At 34.5% G+C, this 13,073-nt stretch carries 11 protein-coding genes; 4 read left to right on the top strand and 7 right to left on the bottom strand.

Annotated features, from left to right (window positions below):
- Window positions 1–54: 54 nt before the first annotated feature.
- A complete protein-coding gene (locus HE1_RS09050; protein WP_206537245.1) occupies window positions 55–327 on the top strand; it encodes a hypothetical protein in 273 nt (90 codons plus the stop codon).
- Between the two features lie 64 nt (window positions 328–391).
- On the opposite strand, the gene HE1_RS04620 is transcribed toward HE1_RS09050, so the two are convergent.
- The 6 genes from HE1_RS04620 to HE1_RS04595 form a co-directional block, all read right to left on the bottom strand.
- A complete protein-coding gene (locus HE1_RS04620; protein ID WP_035545232.1) occupies window positions 392–664 on the bottom strand; it encodes a helix-turn-helix domain-containing protein in 273 nt (90 codons plus the stop codon).
- A gap of 83 nt (window positions 665–747) precedes the next feature.
- Entirely contained in the window at window positions 748–2,490 is a 1,743-nt protein-coding gene (locus HE1_RS04615) for a hypothetical protein (protein WP_006299500.1), read from the bottom strand.
- A gap of 433 nt (window positions 2,491–2,923) precedes the next feature.
- Window positions 2,924–3,445 (bottom strand): head-tail connector protein, encoded by a 522-nt coding sequence (locus HE1_RS04610; RefSeq protein ID WP_006299504.1) that lies wholly within the window; start codon window positions 3,443–3,445, stop codon window positions 2,924–2,926.
- Window positions 3,446–3,603: 158 nt separating this feature from the next.
- On the bottom strand, window positions 3,604–4,803 hold the full coding sequence (locus HE1_RS04605; RefSeq protein WP_006299506.1) for a phage major capsid protein: 1,200 nt from the start codon (window positions 4,801–4,803) through the stop codon (window positions 3,604–3,606).
- Window positions 4,804–4,871: 68 nt separating this feature from the next.
- Window positions 4,872–5,408 (bottom strand): HK97 family phage prohead protease, encoded by a 537-nt coding sequence (locus tag HE1_RS04600; protein ID WP_006299508.1) that lies wholly within the window; start codon window positions 5,406–5,408, stop codon window positions 4,872–4,874.
- A gap of 54 nt (window positions 5,409–5,462) precedes the next feature.
- Window positions 5,463–6,626, bottom strand: a complete 1,164-nt coding sequence (locus tag HE1_RS04595; protein ID WP_006299510.1) for a phage portal protein — start codon at window positions 6,624–6,626, stop codon at window positions 5,463–5,465.
- Window positions 6,627–7,029: 403 nt separating this feature from the next.
- Here HE1_RS04595 and HE1_RS09045 point away from each other — a divergent pair, with 403 nt between their 5' ends.
- Genes HE1_RS09045 through HE1_RS04580 form a run of 3 tightly spaced genes read left to right on the top strand, consistent with a single transcriptional unit; the run spans window position 7,030 to window position 11,352 of the window.
- A complete protein-coding gene (locus HE1_RS09045) occupies window positions 7,030–8,127 on the top strand; it encodes a hypothetical protein (RefSeq protein ID WP_035545229.1) in 1,098 nt (365 codons plus the stop codon).
- Complete coding sequence (locus HE1_RS04585; RefSeq protein WP_035545228.1) at window positions 8,079–8,501, top strand: YraN family protein; 423 nt, start codon at window positions 8,079–8,081, stop codon at window positions 8,499–8,501. The genes HE1_RS09045 and HE1_RS04585 overlap by 49 nt, the downstream gene beginning before the upstream one ends.
- Window positions 8,470–11,352: a YhdP family protein gene (locus HE1_RS04580; protein WP_084491074.1), complete on the top strand. Its 2,883-nt coding sequence runs from the start codon at window positions 8,470–8,472 to the stop codon at window positions 11,350–11,352. Before HE1_RS04585 ends, HE1_RS04580 begins: the two co-directional genes overlap by 32 nt.
- 1,510 nt (window positions 11,353–12,862) lie before the next feature.
- Here the strand turns inward: HE1_RS04580 and HE1_RS07425 are convergent.
- On the bottom strand, window positions 12,863–13,039 hold the full coding sequence (locus HE1_RS07425; RefSeq protein ID WP_162531268.1) for a transposase: 177 nt from the start codon (window positions 13,037–13,039) through the stop codon (window positions 12,863–12,865).
- Window positions 13,040–13,073 lie beyond the last annotated feature (34 nt).

Below are 13,073 nucleotides of genomic sequence, written 5' to 3'. Positions count from 1 at the left end.
TAGTTTTGTTATCTTATTTATTAAGGATGAGAGGTTCATTTGCATTAAACATTGTTGTTTATTTTTAATAAAATAGCCTGTCTTTCGGATCTTTTAAAGACCCTTCAAAAAAGTGAGGGGGAGTATGGCTATACTCATGCTGAGCTAAAACAGCATGTGCATGCTTATCTGATGGCTTACAACTTTGCTAAACGACTCAAAGCTATCAAAGGAAAAACTCCTTGGCAATTTATTCTAAATCAGTGGACAATTCATCTTGAATATTTTATACCTAATCCTAACCACTTCTTGCTGGAACTAAACAGCCGTTTTCCAGCACGATCTTAGGCTTTTGAAATTCAAGCTTTAGAAATCCAGATTTTTTGCTCTTTTTTTTAAATAATGCCAAGATTTATCGACTTCCATGACAATAACTTTTTCTTCTGGGGAGCGGGCAACTTTGGCGCATAGATTTGATTAAGATGCCCGTCCACTTCAAAACTGAGGTCGCACTGATACCAAAACGCTGAGCAATTCGGCTCATTGAAAGGCCTCTTGCGTATAAAAAAAGAGCTTGGAACTTGTCTTTCTCGGGCACACCTCGTGAAATTTTTTCCACATTTTTTACATTTGTACCGCTGCCCCCCTCGAACGAAAGCTCTTTTAAAGCAATTCGAACATTCACAAAATTTACACACAATTCTTTTTAGAGACTTTTAAAAGCCATCATTTACTGATTCTAACAAAAAGTATCTTTAGTTAAAGGTTTCAAATTTTTACACTTAACCCTTGAAGCATTCGTACGAATATTTTATGTTGAAGCGAATCTAATCCTTTTAATTTTCGAAAATGCATACGTATTGCTGTTGGACGCAAAAATGGCTTTTCTGAAGAACCGTTTGATAACGATTCTAGACTGTAAAGTTGATCTTTATCTGACCCAAGAACATCAATGCGCTCTACCAATTGGTTTCCTGTAAAAAATTGTCCTTGGGCGTAACTATCTTGAGGTGTCACATGATCGTATGCAAAATATTGAGATCCTTCTTTTCCTTCTTTTTTTTCTGGGTCTTGATACCATTGGGGTGAATAGTTTTCAGCATAAGCACAAGAAGGAAAGGAGTGATCAAAAGCTTTGGAATTTTCTGAAGAAAAAAAAGCACTGGAATGAAGCCCCGACACCACAATAGTAATAGTACACGTTCCTTGCTCTGCAATTAATGTATATTGAGTGACTTTTCCGCTAAAAATACAATTTTTTGGGTACTCAATACAAACCTGATGATCTAAATTAATTCCTCCTAAACTATCAAGGGTTCCTTTGAGTTCCAAATGACAGCACCGCGCTGCCTTTAACCATATTTTGTAAGCCCGTTGAAGAGCAAAGTCAAAAGCTTTTTTCCCAGAACACGTTAAGAAAAATGAGCTTTGTATCGCAGAAAAAAGTAACTGCGTATGCTCATCATGAAGCTTCCAATGAAGTTTTTCATTAAATACAAAGGAATGATGATCGCATAAACACTCAAAAATTTTTTGTCCAAATCTTACACAGTCTCCCTTTTTATATGCTCGGTTTGGACTCCATCCGTCGATAGCTTGAGCGCTAGTAATGGCTCCTAAGTTCCAGTGCAGTTCTGTTGATTCTCCAGGAACACTGGACGTCCATAAGGTTTGAATGTTTTCTTTACGCTTTTGCTTGAGGTTCCAAAACAACCATAAACTTCCGTCGAAAACATGTCTTTGTACGATACGATCGGAAGTTGAAAGTTTTAAAAACTCACTTTTTCTCTGATTAAATATTAATTCACTATGCACAACGCGATATCCAGAGTTCCCCAAAAGAGTTCCAGGTTTTGGCCATATTTTTTTTAGGCTGTCTGGTGTGTATGTTGCAACATTTTTATTAGGAAAAGTTCTTTCAATCCAGGGAAATACATCAATCATTCCCTGAACTTGCTGAATCCATTGGGCACTTAATGAAATTTTAACTTGAGAAATTCCAGGATTTTGACGGTACTGAGTAATATGAATATCCCCTTTTGCTTGAAATATATTTTCAGAATTCGTAATATGAGAAATTTTACACTTTCCAGAAACTGGACACCAATAAGGAATAAGCAGCTGATCTGCCAGTACACTTTCTGGACGCATATCTTGATCATCAAAAAAATAATTGCAAAATGTTTCTTTAGCGCGAAAATTCTGAGCAAGACAATTCCAGGAATTATGGTCTTGCACCGCTTTTAGATGAACAACAGTTATCCCATTTTCTTGGTGGATTTGATCTACGCATCCTTTAAATAAACATCGCGCATTTTGTTGATTTTTAGGCATCCAACTTAATACTCCGTAAGCTTTCACCGGAGTATCTAGAGGAAGATGTAAAATCAATTCCCCAGGCTTTTCTTCTTCTTGCCTGAAAGATAAAAAGATAATGTTCCTATCAATCTTTCCATGCTCAGAAAAAGAAAAAGCTTCATTTTCATGGGAAAGCCAAAAAAAATATACCATTGCTTTTCTCCATTATTCTGTAATCCAAAAACTATTCACCGGGATAGTCCAAAGTGTGGAATGGTTTTGTTTTCCTTCTTTATATGATCGGGAAGGCAAATCCAAATAAATTTTTACTTTTTTCATTTCTTCATTACACGGATAAGAAAATATAATATGATCGAAGCTAAAATTACAAAGTTTTTGATGAATAGAACGATCTAGTTCTACAGAATAACAATTATTTAATAAATTAACTTCTATGAGATACCATGCTTTTCCCCTAAAAAAATTCGTGAACTGATTTTAAAGATAAAAGAATGTAGGGGGGGGATGCTAGAAAATCAGGAAAAAATACTGGAATTTTAAATAAGGCCAGCTGTTGCTGCATATAGAAAAGAAAATTTTGTTGAAAATTCAAAGATATTTCATGTTGATCTGAAGGCATATCCTATCACCATAATCGATAGGACCGTTGCCCTGCTGCAAGCCACGGTTCTAAACTTTTACTTAATCCTTTTGGATCTCCACCATTTTCGCACAAATGTTTAACCGTGTTCATAATAACTTGTCGAAACACAATGGGAACAGCCTCAAAGGTATTTCCGTATCCTGCTTCGTATTCTACCGTAATCGATGGACTTTTCCATTGAAAAGGAACAATAACTTCCTCAATACCACAAGAATTTTTTTCTAATGTGTACTGAGAGGGCTCTAATAATTTTCCTTTTTTTTCTACCTTTGTAAGTCGAACAAACGGACTGCGACTAAGCGGTATTCGATTGTTTCTGCTGATAACCTGAATAGCTTGAGTCAAAAACGCTTGATTCAAGCGCATTTCTAACCACTGTACGGCCACGTTAATCCAATTATCTAGCGTTGCTTGAGAAGGGTAGCTTCCCAATGGAAGTAAACTTTTTAATACCGTTAAGTCAATAGGGGTCCCTTGATTGGGACGAATTACAATAATCGTCACCGCGCGTCTCCTGATGGTGCTGGTTTAAAAATTTGTGAAAAAGCACTGCCTACGTTATAAGTGCTTTAAATAAATACTTTTTTGAAATTGTTTGATAAGATGTTTTTTAATACCTTATCTAATCTTCTCTTTTAATGACTAATAGATGTATATTTATATTACTGAATATACAATGCAGAAAATGCCTTAGGGTGAATGACGGCTCCGCCAATATACGCCATCATGTATAGCTCTACATGAGGTTTGTAGGTAAAAGGGTCTCGAATTAAACGAATTCCTTCTCTATAAATTCCTTGGTAGCCCCGTTTAAAACTCCCAAACATTAATGGAACACTTGACTTTTCTTGCTCCATAAGATCGGTAACAAAAAATTCATATCCCATCAAAATAGGCTTTTCATGAAGCTTGGTGGGAACCCAAAAAACATAGCCTTGTGAAGTTTTAATACTTCTTGCCCAATGCATTACTTCTTTAGATCCAATCCACACAGAATCTCTTAAAAAATAAGTAGGAACTTTACTCAAAATCGTTGAAAGAATTTTATCTGCTTGTTCATGGCTAGAAGGGAAATCTCCATCTAAAACCGTTTTAGGAATTCCTCCAGATTTTGCTTTAAATACAACACCTTCTGGTTGATGTTTATCAGGATCTCCGTATAAAAATGCATGGTTTTCAGCATCCATCATTTTTAACCGAGCTTCTTCCAATAACCAAGATTCAATATTGACAACTCCTTCTTCCAGTAATGCCTGTGTAACTTTGGGGCGTTGAGACATTGTACATAAGGGGATATGAATTTTTTTTAACGATGAATCAACGTCCTCTAGAGAAGGAGCTTTTAATTTTTCTTCTCCCCAAACAACGGGAACTCCCTGTTTTTCGTCTAAAATAATATCAAGGGCCCTTCCTTTTTTTACTTCTACCATTGTGGGTAATTTTCGAAGCAAAGAATCTTCAATTAAATTAGAATACAACGTCTCTATCATGGATTTTGGCATCAAAAATCCACCTTCTGAGTCAGTGACATGATTTAGTGCCTTGCTTTCCATGCGCCGTAATGCTTGGGTATTTCCGCTGCACACATAAGATAAAAATGCATTTTTGTGTTGCAGTGCTTGAGAATCAGTGGAAGGCATATCAAGGATAGGGCGGCGATTTACGGTATTTTGCATCTGTAACATTGTGACCTGAGCTTGATCCATTACATGCTGAAGCCTTTGTAATTTATCTTCCTGAACCCCATCAAAAGGAAGTTTGTCTTCCAAAGCTTTTAACCTTTCATCATTAACTTCTTTAAATGCTTCAAATGCTTGACCTAATTCGTTTAATGCGGATTGTAATGTATTTTCAATAGACATAGTATCCCCCTAATTAAAATTAAACAAAGTTAATTAAATAAAAAAATGTATTTTTAAAAGTTAAAAAGTTAAAAGTTTGTATAAAAAGTTAAGCGATGTAAAGCATGCTGAAGCTTTTTTGTTGCTGTTTGGCAACTTAAGGGAGACGCACTTTTTATTTCTTCTACTCGTGCGCCTGCATTACAAGGAAACTGTACCAGAGAAATTTCTTTTAAAAAAATTTCAGTAATCTTTCTAGTGTTTTGAATAAAATAAGATTTTTGAACAAAAAATCCTATAGATATACCTCTTTTTTCTTGACAAATACTTTGAATCACTTCTTTTGTTTTTAGAAAATCTTGAATTAATTTTCCTCGAAGAAATAATCCCTTAGAGTCTTCTTTTAGCTCTAAACAAACTCCTATGGGCTCTTCCATGTCATGTTCCCAGTAAATATGAGGAAATCTTCGTTTTTTTGTTTTCCATGTCCATAAGGTTTTTTGGAAAGCACCAGGAATTATTTGATCTCCTGCAGCATCTTTAATATAGGTGCTTGCATATCCGGAAAATAATCCTTGGTAATTCTTTGTGCAAAAAGGTACTGCTGCACTCCATGATTCATTCATCTATTCCTAATTCCCTATCTATTAGTTTGAGTTTTACGTCATTTCAAGTCATCTTTAGGCTGCGGCCAATACATCCCCATCCGGTAAAGGAGCAAATCCCATAATTTTCCTTTTTTCATTAATAGTTAAAAATTCAGCATTATTTGTACGTTCCCATAATGCTTCTCGTTTAACAGACAGAGCATCAATTTCGTCTTTTGAATAAGTTAATTCCACATTTTGATCAAGAATGCCCAGTAACTTTTGATAGGTAGAAAGAATTAGGTTGACCATGGGAATTAACGTTTCTTCCCACATATGGACCCGTGCTTCTTTATAGTTTGCAAATCGCTCATCTCCTGGAATACCAATACATGTTGGCGGAATACCAAACAGCTGGGCAATTCCTCTTGCTGCTTCTCCTTGGCCTTCTAAAAAAGCCATTTCTTGAGGAGAAAATCCTGTTTTTTCCCATCGAAGCCCGTTACTTAAAACCATAATACGTCCTGCATTATCTTTTCCTGCATACAAATTTTCTAAATCAGTTCTAAGTTGAGCTTTTTGGTCTTCTGTCATCTCGTATTGAGAATCTACCGTTAATATACCACTTGGAGTTCCTCCTCGCTTTAGAACAGATAAATTGTGTTCTAAAGCTTGATTTCGAAATTGAATTAAAGGCATTGCCGCTGTTAGAGGGCTTTGTCCCCAATGACTTTCGAAAGGATTAAATAAACTTACGTGAACAATACAAGATCGTCCCGTAAGCCGATCAATAGAAACTTGATGCGTAGTATTTCCAATACGGTATTCGTAATTTTCTGGAACGCCTTGATCGTTGCAAATTATTCGTACTCTATCAGGACGCAAAACGTACAACTCTCCATACCCTTGAAGATCTCCAACGTATTCAATAAATGCATTTCCCGAAAGTAACAAGTGGGATACGACCATTTCTGTAAACGCCTCATAGCTTTGAAAAGGGTTTGGATTGTTTAAAAGAGAAAGAATAGGATGGTGCAAAATCTTATTTTCCAATGTTTTTTGTTTTAAAAAAATTTTTACTGAAGCAATGCTTCTAGCAATAAGCGTAATACAGCGGTAAACGATAGGATTATTTTGATACCCTATTGTTGCCATTTCTTCAAACGTTTGTTCCAATATTGAACAAGGATACCCTGAAGTTAAAAACGATGCAGAAACCGTTTTTTTCTCTAAAGACTTTTTTTTAAAAAATTTCATAACACTCCTTATTGGTTTTGTCTTATTTTATTAAAGACAATGAAGCGTATGTTTATTGGATAACATACATTATTCTTCGGTTGCAACTTTTTTATACTTTGCTAACATTTTAGGGTTAGAAATCCAAGGTTTTATTGTTTTTACAAATATCCTATATAAGGGATAGTTGTTGTAGTAAGGAAGCGATAATGTGTGGAAAACTAAAAAAGAAGATATTCTCCTTGAACTTTTATCGTTTTTTCTTCTGTGGAAAACTCTAGGAAAATTTGGGGATACTTTTGTGAAAAAATAAAAAATTAAAAAAAAATAATATACACAAAGTTATCCACAGTTTTTTCATTAAAAGACCATTTACATCCTTTGTGGTATAAAAAAAGAACAAATTTTTTTATCAAGTGCTATTTTGAAAAATTCAAGTTTTCATTTAAGTATGATCTTACTGCCGGCATTAACGAATGGATTTTTATGGGCATCTCGGTCTTTTGTTTTTGCTCAACACTATAAAATGGCGCTTTGGACTTGTGGATTTTCTTGCATATGGTGCGGATATTGGATGATTTTTTCTTCTGTACTTACCTGCAATAGCTTTTTTATTTTTTTATACCTATTTTTTATGATACATCTGATGGTTCATAAAAAAAAAATTATAAAAGAAAGAAAAAAATTTCCTTTAGGAATGATGTTCGTTCAGTATATTTTTATTACGGGGATAAAAATTACGCCATCTTTTTATCTTCAGTGGACTTTAATTTGTGCTACCTATCTAAGTTTAATTTATGGAACAGATATTAAAAAATATCATTTTTTAGGCATCGCACTTCCGTGTTCAGGATTTTCTAGAGAAATATCAAGCTTAGTGTGCGAAGGAATGTACAATTTTGGTTCTTATTGTCTATTAAAATCAAAGCGCTTTAATTGGAGAATCTCATCAGAACACTACCAATGGATCCAATGGATTTCTGGAATTGTATATATATTGGCCCCCCCCCCTTGTTCTTGGAAGCATGGAGTTATTCAGAAAGGGACAAGTCTATTCTTTTTAGGAATACTATTTTTTAAAAATCAGTATGTATACGCTAGATTTTTAATTCATATACTTAGCATTCAATGGATGGGATTTTTTAATACGTCAGTTTCTTTTAAACTTGCCTATCTTGGGTGTACACAGTGGGCACACTATGTTATCTATCATGATCAAGAAAGTTCTACAACTAAAAATTTTGCCCAAATAGGGAGTGGAATTCTTTTTGGAAGTTTGGTCAGCACAGGGGTATGGGGAATAGTGTATGGCGTTAAACACCATACACACGTATACGTATGTTATGGACAATTTGTTTTTTATGTCCTGTGTTGCCTTATGTACGGCCAATCGATATACTCAAAATTACGCAGTCGAAAATACAACACGCATACAGAAATAGAAGTGTATGCGATTTTCACAGGGGTATTAATTTGGAATATGTTCAACGGGTTGTATTTGGGAAAGATCAGTCTTTTTTAGGAAAAAAAGAGAATTTAGATGGTTCTTGTTACAAAAAGGGGGTTCAGGCAGAGCAAAAAGTTTTAGAGTATTTTTTATCCCAAGGATACAAATCTATTTATCAAAGGCTTCGCACCCCTTTTGGGGAGTTAGATCTGGTATGCTCTAAGAAGTCTGTCATGGTTTTTATAGAAGTCAAGTACAGAAAGGCATTAATAGATGCGCGTTGGGCGCTGTGTTTGCGGCAAAAAAGACGAAACTTTTATGCTTCTCAATGGCTGATCAATCAGATGAATTTATCTTATGATACGTACTTGATGTGCGTTGCTATGGTAAGTAATTGGTGTATGGAATGCTATTTCAATGCCTGTTTGGAAGGTTATGATACGACATAAGTGCGGTGTACGTTCGATATTTTTTTGCATTGAAATATTATGGCGTTTTATTTTTGTCTTAATTTTTTTAAGTGGAGTGTTTGCAGTTGGTGCTCGGTATTATGTTTCAACCCCTCGTTCATTAAATTGGGCGTTGGTTGTGTTGAAAAGGGCAGGGTATCCAGTTTGTGCAAAGGAAAGCACTATAGAATGGAAATGGAAAGAATCTCCACGTATTACGTTTTCTAATTTGCAGTGGAAAGACAATCAAATTGCTATTTCTGCTGTTCAAGCGTGTTTTGAATTACGACTTTTATCAGCTCGTCCTTTGTACGGAATTTGGTTAAAAAATGTTCACATTGACTACAGTCAACAAAAAAAAGCAAATACAAATTTATTATCTTTGTACAGTTCTGCAGCTTTTCTTCTTCAAAAGATTTTTTTTGTAGAAAAATGCTTTGTTACGCAAGGAGTTTCAATCTTTAAGGATGGAATATTTCAAACACGGATGGAATCATTTTTTTGGACACCTGAACGATTGCACAAAAAAATTTCTGGAGAAATAGAAGCGCCTTTAGGAAAAATTCATTGGTCTTATATTCCCATTAAGCGATATCTGCACGCAAAACTTGTAAACGGCACAGGGTATTTTCTAAACCAACTGGAATATCCTGGAAAAGTTGAACATCCTATGTTTATAGAACTTTTTTTTAATGAGCTTGAGACAAGTATTAAAGTTTTTTGGGATAAGAAAAAATTTTTTGTAGAGGGGAAAAAGCGCTTTTTGCAAAAAGGAGAACTTTCTGGAAGATTAAATGCTCAACACTGCAGTTTAAAAGGAACTGTAGGGATGGAAAATATTATTGTCTTTCTTAAAGGAGAGTATAATAATGACTGGACCTTAAAGTGGAAAAGTTTAGGATCACTAAAAGTGGAAGCTTTATCATTTTGGTGGAATCAAAACTGGGGGAGCAACGCAAAACATTGGGTAGATCTTCATTTTAAGTCTGGTACGGTAGAAAATTTAAAAGGAAGAATTTCTGGAACACAAGACACAGTACACAATCTTAACGGAAGCTTTTTTTTGAAAAAAGGATATCTTGACGTTGTTCCAGGAATTCCGGCAGTAAGTGATTTATATTCAAGAGGAGAATTCAATATACATGAGTTTAATTTTTACGTAGAAAAAGCCTTTTTTTCCAAGCAACAAATCAAATCAGGACAGGTTCGTATACAAGATCTTTCTAAGGACTCTAAGCTAATATTGGCGCTAAGATTAGAAGGTTCTGTACCAGATGTATTAAAAATTTTAGATTGCAAACGCCTTAATATTACAAAATCGCTTCCCATTCAAAATGCAAAAGGAAAAGCGTACACGCATTTAAGAATGAGATTTCCTCTTTTGTTAGATTTGCGATTGCAAGATATCATTTTGGACTACGAAAGCGGCCTTGAAGAAACTCAGTTCAAAGCAAAAGCTCTAGGAGTCTTTCTACCTTACAAAGAAGGGTTGATCAGTATCAAAGGGACTCAGCATGATATTTCTATCGATGGAAAAGGAAAGATGAATAATAATCCTGTGTTATGGACTTGGAAAGGAATTTTTAAAAATTCTCAACAGCACAAATTTACTATGGATGTTTGGGTAGATCCTTGTTTATGGATTCCCAAATGGATTCATCCTTGTTTTGAGAAAAAATTATTACCAATCCATCTAGAGTATTTTCCTGGGAAAGGAAAAATGATATCTCGCATTGAAGGGAAGGATGTGGATATAAGAATTCCTTGGATTTTGTGGAAAAAATCTCCCCAATCTCCTTTAACAGTAGTATGTGAGTTTTTAGAAAAAAAGAAAGAATTAACTTTTCATACAAAAGGCAGCATAGATGGAAAAGGAAAATTTATTTTAAATGAAGGGATAAAGGGGGAGGTTCAATTTCACATACCAGGGACGGTAAATGGTTCTATAAAACTTCAAAAAAATCTTCAAAAAATAAAACTTTTTTGCAAATATTTGGATCTTTCTTCTGTGAAATTAGATGGGTTAGACAAAACTTTTGAAAAATTTCCAAAAATACAAGCAAAGCAACGTAAAATAAAAGCAGATCTTAATATTAAGACCCTAAAAATAGACAAGACAACTCAATTAGAAGGGGTACGAGGTACTTTAAGTTGGATGCAGCCTGAGGGGTCCTTTTCCACGTTAGACATAGATGATTATCATTGGTTAAAAAGTGAGGCACGGTGTCTAATTCGTAGTGAAAAAGCAACCAGTGCAGTTCATTTTTCCACCACACCTAATAAAAATCACTCATCAATACGATTAACGCTTAAAGGACTTTCCGGGATATTTCGGTTACTAGGGATAAAAATTATTTCAAATTCTGGAGAATCTGGGGAATATATAGGAAAACAAACTCCCGATGGAGCCTATAGAGGAGAAATAGTATGCCAAGACGTATCAACTCAGGGACTGAGGTTAGCAAAAATATTGAGTTTGCTTTCTCCCAGTGCGTTGACGGAATTGTTACACACTTCTTTAGATTTTTCCGAGATTTCTGTAAAATGTTTTTATAAAAAAGGAGTGCTACAGTTAAACAAAGGCATTGCTAGAGGACTCAATTTAGGAGCTTTCTTACAGGGAAATATTAATTTTAGAAAAAAAACGCTATTTTTAAAGGGCGGGGTAGTTCCTGCCTACTTTTTTAACACATTTTTTTCACATATTCCTGTTATCGGGCATATATTGGGGCAAGAAAAAGGGATAATTTCTAGTCAATTTTTTGTAAAAGGGAGTTTAGAAAATCCGAAATTTTCTGTGAATCCTTTAAGTGTTTTTGAATTAGGAGGACTAAAAATGCTATTTGAATAGGGCGAAATGAGTTTGGCATTTCAAGTTTTTTGCTTTGAATTTTTATAGTATTCATATTATGTAGCTAACCTACAACAATATGACTATGATGAGCTAAACTTTAACGATCTGATTAAAGAGCGCTTATTGCCTATTTCCTATTTTCGTAAAAAAGTCCTTAAGGTGAGAGCAAACGAAAAACCGAGTATGACCAAGGCTAGGATACGTTTCTGTGTGAGTTTAGCCAGTATCCGATTCTGATGTAAGAACATGGTCCCGAAAAAAACATAATAAACTTGCTACAAAGAATGATACAGACAGACTGAGAAAAGATCTTGAAGGCTGTCCAGATGGCGTACAAGTATGAACGCGCTAAAGGCTTAGGCGTGAGTGAAAGCTGTGTGCATTCTCTCAAGCGCAAAAAAGTCCCCTATAAAAAAATCTCACGTATCCTAAGTATGATCCAGAAAAACGCTCTGCATTTTCCCCAAATCTTCTTGATCAATACAAGAAAGAGGTACCATTGCTTTCACGGACAAGTCAGGTTTAGCATCCCAACTCCGTGGAATCAAGAGCGATGTTATGGCAATTCCCATTGCTAAATAAGAATATAATGATTGCCTTTTAAAAAAAGGAGCTGTTATCATAGGTGTATAATAAACAGCTTAAATAAAATGACATCCTCATCAAAATTATTAACCGAGCAGGTCGCAGAAGAAGCCAACTATCAGCTTAGGGAGATTAGTAAAGATGCACGAATATCACGTCAATTAGAAGCGGTAATTGCAACCAGGACTCATGGCATTAGTTGAGTTGCAAAGATTTACGACATAACCAGAACAACTCTGACTTCGTGGATCAAGCATATAAAAAATGGTTCGATAGAAAGACTTAACGCACCTGCAGAGCGCAAAAGGAAAAGCAAACTTAACGCTACGCAAATAAATCAAATCTTGGAATAGTTAAAAGTCGATAGTCAGTTACCCACAAAGGCAATTCGAATAAAACTAGAAAATGTCTTAATATAAAGAGTAGCAAGTCAACCATTCATTCTATTAACGAATGAGCGTTTTGAAGCTTAATTTAAAGGAAAAACACGAGAATCTTTTTGTAATTATTTATTAAACTATTTTAATATTATATTAGGTTATGATGTATTATACCATGAAAGAGAACAAAATATCAAGACATCAAGAAGTTAAATTACTCCTATATCCAAGGCTTTAAAAATCCCTAACAGTATTACTATTTTTTATCTTCCTCCATATTCATCAGAGCTTAACCCCCATAAGTGTTGAAAATGTCAAAATAAATGTTTAACAGCATTGAAATCCCCTCCTGAAATAATAATTAATGTTTTAATAAAAGATTTCTCTAGATCTCATGTAAATTGAAATAATGGAATTTTGAAGCCATGTAGTTTCTTTCTAGCCTTGTATATTAAAAATAATAAAGCTGTAATCAGAATCATATAAATATACACTTTCATACCATTTAAAGAATGACTCAAAAAATGCTTATATCCAAGATTTTATTTGATAAATTTAAAAAATACTTCTATATCCCATCTCCTCTTATAAAGCTCTGTTACATCAAGAGCTGGCATATCAAATAAATTAGTTAAAAACCAAATTTCATTCCCCTCCTTATTCAATAATTTAATTACTCTTAAATTGGTATCAATACATTTATGCTGCTTATCGTACAAATTGATAATAATATCTTTCTTTTACATTAGATTT

This window comes from Holospora elegans E1, assembly GCF_000648275.1.
In the GTDB taxonomy this organism is placed as follows: domain Bacteria; phylum Pseudomonadota; class Alphaproteobacteria; order Holosporales; family Holosporaceae; genus Holospora; species Holospora undulata_A.
The sequence above is the reverse complement of the archived record's forward strand: the minus strand, read 5'-3'. Positions and strand labels throughout refer to the sequence as shown.